General features: G+C 45.8%; 15 protein-coding genes and 1 tRNA gene. 10 read left to right on the forward strand and 6 right to left on the reverse strand.

What is annotated here, in order from left to right; all coding sequences use genetic code 11:
* The first annotated feature begins 34 nt into the window (after window positions 1–34).
* Complete coding sequence (locus tag ICN15_RS04520; RefSeq protein WP_216201433.1) at window positions 35–544, forward strand: hypothetical protein; 510 nt, start codon at window positions 35–37, stop codon at window positions 542–544.
* Between the two features lie 115 nt (window positions 545–659).
* Here ICN15_RS04520 and ICN15_RS04525 read toward each other — a convergent pair whose 3' ends face one another.
* A complete protein-coding gene (locus tag ICN15_RS04525; RefSeq protein ID WP_216201434.1) occupies window positions 660–815 on the reverse strand; it encodes a hypothetical protein in 156 nt (51 codons plus the stop codon).
* 71 nt (window positions 816–886) lie between these two features.
* The gene (locus ICN15_RS04530; protein WP_216201435.1) at window positions 887–1378 is read right to left on the reverse strand and encodes a hypothetical protein; all 492 of its coding nucleotides are present in this window, start codon (window positions 1376–1378) and stop codon (window positions 887–889) included.
* Window positions 1379–1466: 88 nt separating this feature from the next.
* Here ICN15_RS04530 and ICN15_RS04535 point away from each other — a divergent pair, with 88 nt between their 5' ends.
* The 5 genes from ICN15_RS04535 to ICN15_RS04555 all read left to right on the forward strand — a co-directional run bounded on the left by ICN15_RS04535 (window position 1467) and on the right by ICN15_RS04555 (window position 6518).
* Window positions 1467–2771 (forward strand): MFS transporter, encoded by a 1305-nt coding sequence (locus ICN15_RS04535; RefSeq protein ID WP_255532859.1) that lies wholly within the window; start codon window positions 1467–1469, stop codon window positions 2769–2771.
* 38 nt (window positions 2772–2809) lie between these two features.
* Window positions 2810–3508 (forward strand): dienelactone hydrolase family protein, encoded by a 699-nt coding sequence (locus tag ICN15_RS04540; RefSeq protein ID WP_216201436.1) that lies wholly within the window; start codon window positions 2810–2812, stop codon window positions 3506–3508.
* A gap of 42 nt (window positions 3509–3550) precedes the next feature.
* The gene (locus tag ICN15_RS04545) at window positions 3551–4048 is read left to right on the forward strand and encodes a hypothetical protein (RefSeq protein WP_216201437.1); all 498 of its coding nucleotides are present in this window, start codon (window positions 3551–3553) and stop codon (window positions 4046–4048) included.
* A gap of 94 nt (window positions 4049–4142) precedes the next feature.
* On the forward strand, window positions 4143–4952 hold the full coding sequence (locus ICN15_RS04550; protein WP_216201438.1) for a hypothetical protein: 810 nt from the start codon (window positions 4143–4145) through the stop codon (window positions 4950–4952).
* A 255-nt stretch (window positions 4953–5207) separates the two neighbouring features.
* Window positions 5208–6518, forward strand: coding sequence for an alpha/beta fold hydrolase (locus tag ICN15_RS04555; protein ID WP_216201439.1), 1311 nt, complete (start codon window positions 5208–5210; stop codon window positions 6516–6518).
* Window positions 6519–6646: 128 nt separating this feature from the next.
* Here ICN15_RS04555 and ICN15_RS04560 read toward each other — a convergent pair.
* Window positions 6647–6733 (reverse strand) — tRNA-Leu (locus tag ICN15_RS04560).
* 143 nt (window positions 6734–6876) lie between these two features.
* Between ICN15_RS04560 and rnr the strand changes: the two genes are divergently transcribed.
* The 3 genes from rnr to ICN15_RS04575 are packed head-to-tail and all read left to right on the forward strand — an operon-like array spanning window position 6877 to window position 10283.
* Window positions 6877–9279 carry a ribonuclease R gene (rnr, locus tag ICN15_RS04565; protein ID WP_216201440.1) on the forward strand — a complete coding sequence of 801 codons (2403 nt, stop codon included), beginning with the start codon at window positions 6877–6879 and terminating at the stop codon, window positions 9277–9279.
* Between the two features lie 31 nt (window positions 9280–9310).
* Window positions 9311–10066, forward strand: a complete 756-nt coding sequence (gene rlmB / locus ICN15_RS04570) for a 23S rRNA (guanosine(2251)-2'-O)-methyltransferase RlmB (RefSeq protein WP_216201441.1) — start codon at window positions 9311–9313, stop codon at window positions 10064–10066.
* A 31-nt stretch (window positions 10067–10097) separates the two neighbouring features.
* Window positions 10098–10283, forward strand: a complete 186-nt coding sequence (locus ICN15_RS04575) for a DUF2892 domain-containing protein (RefSeq protein ID WP_216201442.1) — start codon at window positions 10098–10100, stop codon at window positions 10281–10283.
* Window positions 10284–10303: 20 nt separating this feature from the next.
* On the opposite strand, the gene trxC is transcribed toward ICN15_RS04575, so the two are convergent.
* Complete coding sequence (trxC, locus tag ICN15_RS04580) at window positions 10304–10726, reverse strand: thioredoxin TrxC (RefSeq protein WP_216201443.1); 423 nt, start codon at window positions 10724–10726, stop codon at window positions 10304–10306.
* 10 nt (window positions 10727–10736) lie between these two features.
* Window positions 10737–11714, reverse strand: a complete 978-nt coding sequence (gene tal, locus ICN15_RS04585; protein ID WP_216201444.1) for a transaldolase — start codon at window positions 11712–11714, stop codon at window positions 10737–10739.
* A 109-nt stretch (window positions 11715–11823) separates the two neighbouring features.
* On the opposite strand from tal, the gene rpiA reads away from it, so the two are divergent.
* Window positions 11824–12534 carry a ribose-5-phosphate isomerase RpiA gene (rpiA, locus tag ICN15_RS04590; RefSeq protein ID WP_216201445.1) on the forward strand — a complete coding sequence of 237 codons (711 nt, stop codon included), beginning with the start codon at window positions 11824–11826 and terminating at the stop codon, window positions 12532–12534.
* A gap of 220 nt (window positions 12535–12754) precedes the next feature.
* Here the strand turns inward: rpiA and ICN15_RS04595 are convergent, their stop codons facing one another.
* A complete protein-coding gene (locus ICN15_RS04595) occupies window positions 12755–13027 on the reverse strand; it encodes an oxidative damage protection protein (protein WP_216201446.1) in 273 nt (90 codons plus the stop codon).
* Window positions 13028–13041 lie beyond the last annotated feature (14 nt).

Raw genomic sequence — 13041 nt, forward strand, 5'->3', positions numbered from 1 at the left:
TCCTAATCCCAATTTCAATTCCATTCCTAATTCCGTGTTTAGCTTTTTAAATCCTTTTTCAAGACCTACTGCTACGCAAAGGCAGTTGCTTGGCTTTTCCCTTAACGATGGGGGTAGGGAAGAGGCTGGCTTTAAGGGTGGTGCTGGTGATTGTGTTGTGAGAGCCATTGCGATTGCTACCCATCTACCGTATTTGCAAGTTTATGAGGACCTTCGGGTGGCTAATCAGAGTTATGCCGACCAAAGGAATAACCAATTGGCAAGAAGATTAAATGCCAAAGGGGCATCTCCCCGCAATGGTAACCATCGTAATGTCTTTCATAGTTACATTCTGGGTCAGGGATTTGATTGGGTTCCAACGATGAAGGTTGGGGGAGGCTGCCAGGTGCATTTGCTGGCTAATGAGCTACCCTCTGGAAGATTAATTGTGAGAGTTTCTAAGCACTTAACGGCTGTTATTGATAGGGTTATTCAAGATACGCACAATCCCTCACGGGGTGGAAAGCGCTGTGTTTATGGCTACTACATCCAGCGCACGCAATAAGTATTAAAAAGCCCCAAAAGAGAAAGCCCCAAATGAAAAAGCCCCTGAGAAATCCAGAGGCTTATTTTCTTAAAAGACCATACACGGCCTAAATTGGGGTCAAATCAGTTAATGATTACCAATTTCCGCTGGTTTTACGTGATTTCTGTTCCATTGCTTTGGCTTCGGCAAATGATTCAGCCAAGATGCTAAAAAAGTCTTTGATTGCATACAAAGGCTTAGAGCTAAAGAGGGGTGCTTGGTTCAGCTTTACAGTATTTGAATGTGCCATTAGGGGCTCCTTAAGGGTTAACCCTGATTATGCCCTAAATCCAGAGATTGCATCAAGCTCGCCAACGCAGCTTAATACGCCTTGGTATGACGGTATTTTTGATCCCAGGCTTGTTTATAGGTAGTAGTCATGCCAATCATGATGGAAGTAGTCCATGCCAATGCAAAAAGTCCGCTGAAGGAAATGAAGAATGCAAAGGTTTTCCAGCCATCCCTTAGGTTATCGGATTCAAATCCAACAGTGGTGTAACAACTCCCTGCAAAAAGAATGGCATCAATGGGCTGGCTCATTAATCCTAAGCCAATAATGAATATCGCCCAAATAAGAATCTCCGTCAGGTGAAACATGGCCAGGAAAACAAAAGCGGCATAGAAATGGAAAAAGACCCGGTTGTATTGGGACAGCTTAATATTTTGACGTGTGAGGCGCTCAAAGCGCATATAGACATGATTAATGGCGCTACCATGAAATATTAGGATAAAAATAAGGCAAGCAATCCCCCACGCAGAATCTCGAAAAAGTTGCAAAAAGGGAAAGTCGGAAAATGCGGTAATGATATTCATGGGCAGCAATATTCTTTAACGAGATGAGTCAAGATCAAATGGGGCGGTTTATAGAATCCGCTAGCAGTTGAATCATTGAGGGATGATAATGGAGTATTTCCCAAATCAAGTAAAGAAACCATTGACCGAGCAGCACATGCCAAGAGGAAAGCGGAAAGAGCAATTTTTCTTAATCTCTTTAGCTGGAATACAGTTCACTCACATCTTAGACTTCATGATCATGATGCCTTTGGGCCCTGAATTTATTCGGGAGCTCAACATCAATACCCATCAATTTGGGCTCTTACTCTCTTCATATACTTTTGCCGCTGCCATTGCTGGTGTATTGGCCACCTACTTTATTGATCGATTTGAGAGAAGGATATTGTTGCTGAGCTTATATGCCTGCTTCATTATTGCGACCTTGATCTGTGGTTTAGCTCCGGATTACCATTCACTATTTATTGCACGAGCTTTTGCTGGTGCCTTCGGCGGAATTCTAGGCTCTTTAGTGCAAACCATTGTTGCCGATTCCATTCCCTTTGAGCGTAGGGGTAAGGCCTTGGGAGTGGTGATGTCTGCCTTCTCGGTATCTACGGTTGCCGGTGTACCGCTCAGTCTACTGTTAGCGAATAACATCCCATCCTTAGGTTGGCGTGCCCCATTTATTTTTATTGCCTTGATATCTTGCGTCATTTTGTACTTGGCTTATCGCAATATCCCCAGGATCGTCGGTCATTTAGATCAAGTTCATGAGGGTAGTCGTCTGAGTCAGGTATGGAATGTGTTTATTGCGCACCAACATTTAAGGGTGTTTGTTTTCATGGCGCTAATCATGATCACCGGCTTTTCTGTCATTCCTTATATCGCCCTTTATCTCACCTCCAATGTGGGGATCAGTAATGCCTATATTCCATTGATCTATCTGAGTGGCGGCATTGCTACCTTAATGAGTTCTAGATTAGTTGGGCATCTGGCTGACCGCTATGGCAAGGTGAAGATCTTCAAAATATTGGCTATCGCTAGCCTCATTCCTTTGCTGGTCACCACCAACCTGATGCCTGTGCCTCTATGGGTAGTTTTGCTTAATTCAACTGCATTTTTCGTCCTGATCTCCGGTCGGATGATTCCAGCCATGGCGATTGCCAGTCAAATGGTAGAGGCTAAAATCCGCGGTACTTTTATGAGTCTCATCGGCTCTGTGCAGATGTTATCCAATGGCTTAGCTTCAGTCATTGCCGGAGTGGTTGTGACGATTGGTGCTGATGGGAAAATGGAGCATTACAACGTCGTTGGTTATGGGGCAGCGGCGTGCGGCTTGCTGACCTTCTGGTTGGTAGGATATATTCATACCGATAAACCAGCCAAAGCCATAGCCAATGCGAAAACCCCGACCAAAACCACAGCGACATAAATAACAAGCAAATTTATTTTTAAGGAAAAGAAATTCCGATGATTACATTTAAAAGACCGGATGGCTCAACCGTTGAAGCCTATTTAGCAGAACCAGCTAATACACAACAAACCAATGCACAACAAGCACCAGGGATAGTGGTGATTCAGGAGTGGTGGGGTCTTGATGATGAGATTCGATCGGTTGCTGATCGTTTGGCAAAGGCAGGATATAGAGCCTTAGTTCCTGATCTGTATCGTGGCAAACTCGCTTTAGAAGCCAAGGAAGCTGAGCACTTAATGGGCGACCTCAACTTTGGAGATGCTGCAAGCCAGGACATCCGTGGGGCTGTCCAGTATCTCAAGTCAACGGGAAGCGCTAAGGTCGCAGTGACTGGTTTTTGCATGGGTGGAGCACTAACAGTATTAGCAGCTGGTCTCGTTCCAGAATGCGATGGGACTGTTGTTTGGTATGGCTATCCGCCATTAGAGTATGTTGATGCCCAAGCGATTCAAAAGCCGATGTTGGCACACTGGGCGCTTCATGATGAGTTTTTCTCTATTGCTGGAGTAGATCAGTTGGAGCAGAAATTAAAAGCAGCGGGCGTGAATTATGATTTCCAGCGCTACGATGCCAAGCATGCCTTCGCAAATCCAAAGTCGGACTCTAGACATCTGCCGCCATTGCAATACAACTCGGCAGCTGCGGATTTAGCTTGGGAGCGCACAATGGCTTTCTTAAAAACTCAACTATCTTAATCAGTAATGCATTACTGAGTACTTCATTTGCCAATCTATATCATGCATCTTTTTGCCGAAAACCTCGCGGTTGAACTTTCTTCCTACTATCGCAATCTCGCATTAGGGCATGGCGTAATTCCGAAGGTCTTTACATTAGTCAATGGAGCAGGGGATCAATACCTCTTTTTTATTGATGACCTGCGCATGGATCAAGATGAAGAAAACCAATTTCTAGCCTACATCGTTCAAGAGCATGAGGCAGTTTGCTATGCCAGAGGAACGTTGGTTATTTTGGAGAAGACTCAGCAGTTGATCGAATTTGCTGTGATTGATCAAGATGATGCTGAGGCGATTGTATGTTCTGCACAATTGACTCGGGATCTCGACGACAAGCCAGTGGGACTAAGTGAGTTTGAAAAGACCTTAGCCCCAAAAAAGACAATCTTCTTCAGTGGCCTGTTTGAGCCCATTGAGCTCTCAGAGGATAAGGCGGAGGAGTTTGAAGGTCTCTGGGATGTAATGAAGCCCAAGATCTTGCATCGCACTATGGGCATCTAAGTGACATCTGATCTAAATGTCCCAAATCGCCCAATAGTTGTGTATATTAAAATCGTTTTAATTAAATGCCATTTTTCATGCAACGAAAGCAAATATGATTTCTAAAGTCTTCAAGGCGATTTTAGTTAGCGCAATTGGATTGCTTGTCTCTAGCGCATATGCTCAGTCAGATGGCTCCCCAATACCTAAAGTTTCTGAACAATGGCGTTTTGAGGTCACCCCATATCTATGGTCACCTGGGATTAGCTCAACATTATTTTTTAATGACAAATATTTGACTACAGCATCTTTGTCATCAAGCGATGTTCTGGGTAATCTAAAAACGGGTGGCATGATTGCAGCAGAGGCTCATTATGGTAATTGGGGAATAATGGGCGATTTAGTTTCTGCAACTTTGCAACAAAATCAAACTATCAGCACCACAGTACCTACCGCTCAAGGAGCAGTTCCCGCTAAATTTGCTACTACCGCAACATTGCAGCAGACAATTCTGACCGGAGCTGCAACATATACCGTTATTAACAACCAAGACGCCTATTTTGATGGTTTAGTGGGTGCACGAAGCATTGGAATGACAGCGACTCTTGGCTTGGTTTTAGACGGAACTTCATTGCGTGCCAGCGACTCAAAATCAACCTCAACTGTTGACCCAATTGTGGGATTCAAAGGTAGGTATCGTTTGGCTAATTCTAGCTGGTATATCCCTGTGTACGCAGATATTGGTGGAGGTGGTGGCACAACGAATATGACATGGCAAGGAATGATTGGCGTAGGTAAGACTTTTGACAAATGGATCGACGTCTCCTTAGCATATCGGGCTTTATACTATGACATGAATAGTAACGGTTTATTGCAAAAAACCACTATGAAAGGTCCGCAGTTAGCGGCCACCTTTAACTTTTAACTTTTATTATTTCCCATCGGGCGGCTTTTCTTTGGGCGTCTGCTTTGGGTCTAGTTGTCATTCAAAGACTAGCGGATTTATTATCCTAAGTGTTTATAGAACGCTTTCGACAATCATCAGGCGCTCAAATATGACAAATGATTATTTTAGGGGTTTGAAAACTATAAAAAGAGAATCTAGATAGTGTTTCAGAAGTTTAGTTCCTAATGATATTTTTTGTTAATATCGCATGAATTAATAACATCAAAACACAATATGAAATCACTTCTACGTAGCCTGACTCTCGCATGCATATGCCTTAATTTTTCAAGCGTATTTGCAGAACCGCCTGTGGCGCCTTTTTATGAATCATTAAAAACGATCAAGCCCGCTGGCAAGCTTGGGCAAATTATTAAGCAAGAGAAAATCAAAACATCCGTTAAAGGTGCTCAAGCTTGGAAGATTGCTTATATCTCCTCTGATTTAAATGGGCAAAAAACCATTGTTACTGGATTGGTAGTAGCGCCAGTGGGCGCAGCACCAAAAGAAGGCAGGCCCATTATGTCTTGGGCTCATGGCACAACTGGCGCCGCTCAAAACTGTGGCCCCTCCCAAGTACTAGATCCTGTTGTTCCCTTGAATGAGTATTTCCTCCTCGGTGGAAACTCTTGGACAGACTATGGCATTCCAAGTATTGCTGAATTTATCAATGAGGGATATGTCGTTGTAGCAACAGACTACCAAGGGCAGGGCGGTGGTGGGAGACATCAATACGCTCTAGCTGCTACCAACTCGATGGATACGATTGATGCCGCAAGAGCTGCAAGTTCTATGAAGGAAACTGGTGCCGGTAAAAAAACCATTATCTATGGCTGGTCACAAGGAGGTGCTGTTTCTATAGCAGCGGCCAGCATGCCAGAATATTTTGCTAAAAAAGGAACAGCCTCTGACAATCTCGAATTAATTGGTACCGTAGCTATGGCACCTGATGATATTGGGATCATGATTCCTGGTGCGACTGACAATCAAGCTAGTGCCCAAAAGTCTCTGGATGGATTAATTAAGATGTTCTCAGGCAATGTCTTCAATTTTGCTCATATGGCCATGAGCATGTGGGGCGTACAAGCGGCTAATCCGAATTTAAAGTTGACCGATATTTTTACCCAAGATGGGGCTAAGGCACTTGATGAAGTGATTAGCAATAAATGTATGCACGCTTTTGCCGATACGCTCAATTACAACTACAGTACCCAATACAAGACTTTGTTAAAAGATCAGTCGAGTAATGCGCTGGAGTGGACGAAGACCATGATTAGAGGCAGCGTGAATCCCATTAAACCCATTGCGCCAGTAGTCATTTATTGGGGCAATAAGGATGTGACAAATCCCCCAATCATGGGAAAACTGTATCAAGAGCAGATGTGCAAACTGGGTGGCAATGTGAATAGGGTTGAGTTACCAGGTGACAATGACCACTTTACAACCCCAGGATCATCTAAGTCTCTGTATCTCAGCTGGATCAAAGATCGCTTGGCTGCAAAACCTGCCACAAACAATTGTGTGCTAGCAGCTCAGTTACCTAGTTAGTCAAACAGCGGGGGTTGTTTATTGGATAAACGCCCCCATGTAGTCACTGTGTAGTTTTATATAGAAATGGCCAGTTTTCTCCACAATGGCCTTTTGGTAACAGGCGCAAAGCGCCATTAAACCTTGTTTGGTGCCCAGGAAGGGACTCGAACCCCCACAACCTTACGATCGCCAGCACCTGAAGCTGGTGCGTCTACCAATTTCGCCACCTGGGCAAGCCGTTATTATAAAGGTACATGCCGTTTGGCTCACTTCATCACCTTATTGGGCTTTTTCCCTTCTGACTTGATGGTTTGATACAGTAGCCTAGTTAAGTAACAACATTGAAATATAAGGCATGTTTTGCCGAAGGAAATGAATGCGTAAAGCAAAAAACTTGGTCCCACGAGAGGCTGACCGTCTAGGTACAGTCCAAGGTCACCGAGATGGATTTGGATTTGTAATCCCAGACGATGGCGGAGAAGATGTTTTTCTGTCTGAAAGAGAAATGTCGCGCGTCATGCACGCCGACAGAGTGAGTGTCAGAGTATTAGGAACGGACCGCCGTGGTCGCCCAGAGGGTCAAATTGTTGACGTGATTTTGCATGCCAACAAGGTAGTCATTGGACGCCTCTTAAATGAGAACGGTGTATTGATCGTTGCGCCAGAAGATAAGCGTATTGGCCATGACATTTTGATTCCACCAAAAGGCCAGGGTGATGCCAAGTTAGGCCAGGTAGTCAGTGTCGAAATTATTGATTACCCCGATAGCTATAGACAAGCGGTTGGTCGGGTGGTTGAAGTGCTCGGTGAGATTGATGATCCCGGTATGGAAATCGAAATCGCTGTGCGTAAGTATGGCGTTCCCCATGAGTTCTCAAACGCTGCTAAAAAAGAGGCGGCGGCATTGCCGGATACTGTTCAGCAAGCGGATCTAGAGGGTCGGGTAGATTTACGGGATGTACCACTGGTCACAATTGACGGTGCTGATGCCCGCGACTTTGATGATGCGGTGTATTGCGAACCAGTAATGTATGGCAAGAGTAAGGCGTGGCGTTTGATCGTAGCCATTGCGGATGTCTCTCATTATGTTAAGCCGGGTCACCCATTAGATGATGAAGGTCTCTTACGGGCGACCTCTGTGTATTTCCCGAGACGCGTCATTCCTATGCTGCCCGAGAAAATCTCTAATGGACTATGTTCATTAAATCCTGGAGTAGATCGCCTGTGCATGGTTTGCGACTCAGTCGTGGACAATAATGGCATCGTGTTGGCATATCAGTTCTATCCAGCAGTAATGCATTCTGCACAGCGCTTTACATACGATATCGTGTGGGAGATCCTGTCAAATAGTAAAGGTCCTGAAGCAACCCGCTTTTCTGAGTTCAGACCTTTATTAACGAATCTCTATTTACTGTATAAGATCTTGTTAGATGCCCGTCAAAAGCGGGGCGCTATTGAGTTTGAAACCACTGAGACTCAAATTATCAGTAACGAGCTTGGCAAGATTCTCCGCATTGAGCCGCGTCTTCGCAATGATGCGCACCGCTTAATTGAAGAGTGTATGTTGACCGCGAACGTCTGTGCAGCCGATTTTATTGATAAAAATAAGCACCTGAGTTTGTACCGTGTTCATGGTGAGCCTTCTGAAGAGAAGTTAATGACCTTGCGTCAGGTATTACGTACCTCCGGTCTGTCACTAGATGGCGGCGAAAAGCCGAAGCCGAGAGATTTCGCTAAGCTCATGCGCGAAATCAAGGATCGCCCTGACGTGAATATGTTGCAGACAGTTGTATTGCGCGCGATGCAACAGGCGATGTATCAGCCTGATAATGAAGGCCACTTCGGCCTGGCCTATCCCGCGTACTCTCATTTCACAAGCCCCATTCGGCGCTACCCGGATCTCTTAACGCATCGGGTGATTAAAGCCATCCTAGCCAAGAAGCCCTATGTACCGGCATTGCCGCCAACCGTTCCTTTAAATCTCACCTTACCTCGCAAAGGCAAGGGTCGTGAAAATGCCGTAAATGCCAAGAAATCTCTTAGTGATGCGAAAGAGGCTGCTGCTTCAGGTTCACGTTCACCTAAGCTGCCGAAGGGGGCTAATGCGGCATTGCCGATTTGGGGTCAATTGGGAGTGCACTGCTCATCGAATGAGCGCCGTGCAGACGAAGCTTCACGAGATGTCGAAGCGTGGTTGAAGTGTTACTATATGCGTGATCATCTAGGCCAAGAATATGCCGGCAACGTGACTGGCGTAGCCACTTTTGGATTATTTGTTCAGTTAGAAAACCTCTTTGTTGAGGGCATGATTCATGTCACTGAACTGGGTGGCGATTACTTCCAGTACGACGAAGCGCGTCAAGAGTTGCGTGGTGAGAGAACGGGTATTCGTTATCGCTTAGGCGATCGCGTCCATGTCTTGGTCAGCCGTGTTGATTTAGATGCGCGCAAGATCGAATTTAGCCTGGTGAAGTCAGTTGGTCTAGAGCCTGGGGGTACAACCAATCGCCGTCAAATTGTCTTGGCAAGCGATACTGGCAGACCCAATAAGAAGGCCGCGGCCAAGAAAGGCCATTCTGGCAGCAAAGAGCCGCAAAAGCATGCAGGTGTCAATGTCAATGCGGCTAAATCTGCCGGTAATCTGGGGGCCAGTCAATCAAAAAATAAGGCGGGTCGAAGTGCTAGCCAAGTTTCAAAAACGGGCAAACCGATCAGACCTACTGGAAAACCGGCTGGCACAAAACCCCCTGTACGGAGTACTAAGGCGCGACGTAAATAAGTAGTACTGAAGAATCGAGATCAAGTAAAAAATGAAGCAAATATTAGTAGGTTTTCATGCGGTGCAAGCGCGCTTACGGGTAGACCCAGATAGTCTGAAGTCAGTGTATTTTGATCCCAGTCGGCGTGATCGTCGGATGGGTGATTTCTTAAAGCAGGCTGAAGAAGTCCTCGGAGAAAGATTACATGCGGCTGATGCTGAGCGCCTGCATAAGTTGGCTGGCCATGATCGCCATCAAGGCGTGGTAGCCCTAGCTGAGAAGATGACGATTGCCCGCACTATTACTGAGGTGGTAGAAGATGCTGAAAGCAATCAAAATAAGGTGATGTTCCTAGTCCTAGACGGCGTTACTGATCCCCATAACTTTGGCGCGTGCTTGCGCGTAGCTGACGGTGCAGGTGTAGATGCAGTAGTGATTCCGAAGGATCGTTCAGCTTCAATTAATGCCACAGTGAGCAAGGTCTCTAGTGGCGCCTCTGAGGTGATGCCTGTCATTACTGTCACCAATTTAGTTCGTAGTATGAAAGAGATGCAAGAGGCCGGCGTTTGGTTAATTGGCACCGATGATGAAGCAGAAAAATCAATCTATGACCTTGACCTCACAGGCCCGATCGGCATTGTGATGGGTGCAGAGGGCGAGGGCATGCGGCGCTTAACGCGTGAGAACTGCGATGAGTTGGTGCGCATTCCAATGAAGGGTGTTGTTGAAAGTCTGAATGTTTCTGTTGCCAGTGGCGTATGCTTGTATGAGGCACTTCGGCAACGCTTAGCCAAAGAGCCTAAGTAAGTCTCAATCGCAATTTACTCCAGAGGCCGCTATGAAATGCAATATCGGACGTACTGATCGTATCCTGCGAATCGCTATCGGTATTATCTTGATGGGTCTGGCTGCTTTCGAAGTCATCGGTCCTTGGGGATGGTTTGGCATCCTGCCCTTGTTTACTGGAGTGATGGGCGTCTGCTCGGCCTATAGCTTATTAGGGATTAATACGCTTAAGAAATAAATTCGCGAGTGATGAATTCATTAACTAATGAACGGCTTTAAAAACTCTGCTAGTTCATCCGGCGGCAATGCGCCACTTACTCGTTTTATTTCCTTGCCACCTTTAAAGCCTGCGATGGTGGGGATCGATCGGATATTCCATTGAGACCCGAGAAGCTCTTCTGCTTCGGTATCTACTTTTACAAACAGAATTTGATTGGCATGGGCAATGGCAGCTCTCTCAAAGATAGGTCCAAATAGCTTGCAAGGCGCACACCATGTTGCCCAAAAATCCACTACCACTGGCATGACTGTTTGGGTCACTAGTTCATTAAAGTTTTCTGCAGTGGCATTGATTGGTAGCGAAAGTAGTTCCTCTTTGCAGGCGCCGCAGATGGGAGTCTGGTTGAGTTTTTCAGCAGGAACACGATTTCCTTTTGAGCAATGCGGGCAATGAACAATCATGTGATTTCTTTCATTCACTGATGATAAGCTCTAACTTATCAGTATCAATACAAAAATTCCGAATTCCTTCAGCCAACTTCTCTGTCGCCATCGCATCATTATTTAGCTGCAATCTAAAACTAGACTCATCAAGCTTCAGAGGGGAGATCTGCTCACTCGCCAAAGCACTTGCAGCCTGACTAGCATCGAGCTTCTTCTCAACCACAGCTGTGCTCTTCTGAAGATCACCTAAAAGCTCTGGACTGATGGTGAGCAAGTCACAACCAGCGAGCTCTAATATTTGATTCGTGTTACGAAAACTCGCACCCATAATTTCAGTAGCAATACCAAAGTGTTTGTAATAGTGAAAGATGCGTTTTACTGAGGTGACGCCAGGATCATTAGCGCCGCCATGAATGGCATCACTCCAATTGCTGCCCAGTTTAGTTTTGTGCCAATCCGTAATGCGCCCGACAAATGGGGAGATCAATGTTGCATGAACTGCCCCGCAGGCAGCCGCCTGCACCAAAGAGAAGAGTAATGTCATGTTGCAATGAATGCCTTCGGCTTCCAAGACCTTCGCTGCCTGAATGCCTTCCCAGGTGCCGGCTAACTTAATTAAGATGCGATTTCGATCAATGCCATGGGATTCGTACAGTGAGATGAGATGCCGAGCCTTCTGAATCGTTGCCTCGGTATCAAATGAAAGCCGAGCATCTACTTCAGTCGAAACCCTGCCAGGGATGATCTTCAAAATCTCGAGTCCAAAGGCAACCAGGATGTAGTCCACCAGCTCAACCGGTTTCATGCCTGGGTGTGCTGATTTCACCTGATGAACCAAGGCCTGATAGTTGGCTTGCTGAGCAGCCTTAAGGATCAAGGAAGGGTTGGTAGTAGCATCCTGTGGCTGGTATTCCTCCATACGCTCAAAATCGCCCGTATCGGCTACGACGGTCGTCAGTTTTTTAAGTTGCTGCAGTTGGCTTGGGGTAGAAGTAGGAGAGGTCATCAGGATCTTCGTCAATCGGGATTAATTAATGTCGGCTTTATATTGAATATCATATGATAGATGTATCAATAACACTGTTCCAGTACAGACAAAGGCATCTAGGAAGCCCATGAATCAAGATCAACTCAAGCAATTGGTAGGGGAGGCAGCGCGTGACGAGGTGTTAAAGCTTCCCGCTGGTCAGGTATTGGGTATTGGCACGGGCTCTACTGCCAATTGCTTTATCGATGCCCTGGCAGCCTATCGGAGTCATTTCTCTGGAGCGGTATCGAGCTCCAATGCCACTACCGAACGTCTCCTAAAGCATGGTTTTCAGGTTTTAGATCCTAATGACGTAAATGTTTTACCTGTTTACGTTGATGGCGCTGATGAAATCGATCCCGCTGGACATATGATCAAAGGTGGCGGCGGTGCTTTAACCCGAGAAAAGATCATTGCTTCCATGGCTAAGCAATTTATCTGTATTTGCGATGCCTCCAAACAGGTTTCCGTATTGGGTAGCTTTGCCTTACCGGTGGAAATTATTCCTCTGTCTAGGGGAATTGTTGCTCAAGAGCTGGCAAAGCTGGGCGGTACAGTGAGCCTCAGAATGGCCAAAGTGACGCGTACGGATTTAGACCAGACTCCGAGCGAGCCTTTTGTAACGGATAACGGCGGCTGGATTTTAGATATTGCCGGTCTACAAATAACAAACCCGCTGGCACTAGAGTCTCAAATCAATCAAATCGCGGGTGTGATTACAGTCGGCTTGTTCGCAAAAGAGAAGGCCAACATTCTCCTGGTGAGTAATGCAGCTGGCGTGAGTAAAGTCACTTTCTAATTAAAAAACCCGACGGGGCAGCAAGCTGATCCATCGGGTTTGTTTGCCATGAAGAACATGGCGGAGACAAAAGGAAGAGATTGAGTTCCTGATGTCCAATAAGCATATAGATATGCTTACGTGTAGTGGCTTGCGCCAATGTAGTTAGTCACAAAAGCTGACCAGCTACCAATTCATCCTATTCCCCTCAAACTCAATCGTCAAGGGATAGCAAAAATATTTATTCAGTAGGTGGAACGTAGCCCTGAGCTAAGTCTGCACCACCTTCAAAGAAGTGTTTTTCAACTTGCTTGAGAAGATATTGGCGCGCACGGGGATCTGCCATATTGAGCCGATTCTCATTAATCAACATCGTCTGATGTTTTAACCAATCTGCCCAAGCCTCTTTAGAAACTTGATTCCAAATCTTTTTACCAAGATCACCAGGCAATGGAGCAAAGTCCATCCCTTCAGCTTCTTTATTGAGTTTGATACATTGAACCATGCGTGCCATCTGTAATACCTTTC

Source organism: Polynucleobacter sp. CS-Odin-A6 (assembly GCF_018882095.1).
In the GTDB taxonomy this organism is placed as follows: domain Bacteria; phylum Pseudomonadota; class Gammaproteobacteria; order Burkholderiales; family Burkholderiaceae; genus Polynucleobacter.

Coding starts and splice junctions, on each gene's coding strand:
- ICN15_RS04525 (WP_216201434.1), bottom strand. CDS start 815: ATGGCACATTCAAATACTGTAAAGCTGAACCAAGCACCCCTCTTTAGC.
- ICN15_RS04530 (WP_216201435.1), bottom strand. CDS start 1,378: ATGAATATCATTACCGCATTTTCCGACTTTCCCTTTTTGCAACTTTTT.
- ICN15_RS04535 (WP_255532859.1), top strand. CDS start 1,467: ATGGAGTATTTCCCAAATCAAGTAAAGAAACCATTGACCGAGCAGCAC.
- ICN15_RS04540 (WP_216201436.1), top strand. CDS start 2,810: ATGATTACATTTAAAAGACCGGATGGCTCAACCGTTGAAGCCTATTTA.
- ICN15_RS04545 (WP_216201437.1), top strand. CDS start 3,551: ATGCATCTTTTTGCCGAAAACCTCGCGGTTGAACTTTCTTCCTACTAT.
- ICN15_RS04550 (WP_216201438.1), top strand. CDS start 4,143: ATGATTTCTAAAGTCTTCAAGGCGATTTTAGTTAGCGCAATTGGATTG.
- ICN15_RS04555 (WP_216201439.1), top strand. CDS start 5,208: ATGAAATCACTTCTACGTAGCCTGACTCTCGCATGCATATGCCTTAAT.
- rnr (WP_216201440.1), top strand. CDS start 6,877: ATGCGTAAAGCAAAAAACTTGGTCCCACGAGAGGCTGACCGTCTAGGT.
- rlmB (WP_216201441.1), top strand. CDS start 9,311: ATGAAGCAAATATTAGTAGGTTTTCATGCGGTGCAAGCGCGCTTACGG.
- ICN15_RS04575 (WP_216201442.1), top strand. CDS start 10,098: ATGAAATGCAATATCGGACGTACTGATCGTATCCTGCGAATCGCTATC.
- trxC (WP_216201443.1), bottom strand. CDS start 10,726: ATGATTGTTCATTGCCCGCATTGCTCAAAAGGAAATCGTGTTCCTGCT.
- tal (WP_216201444.1), bottom strand. CDS start 11,714: ATGACCTCTCCTACTTCTACCCCAAGCCAACTGCAGCAACTTAAAAAA.
- rpiA (WP_216201445.1), top strand. CDS start 11,824: ATGAATCAAGATCAACTCAAGCAATTGGTAGGGGAGGCAGCGCGTGAC.
- ICN15_RS04595 (WP_216201446.1), bottom strand. CDS start 13,027: ATGGCACGCATGGTTCAATGTATCAAACTCAATAAAGAAGCTGAAGGG.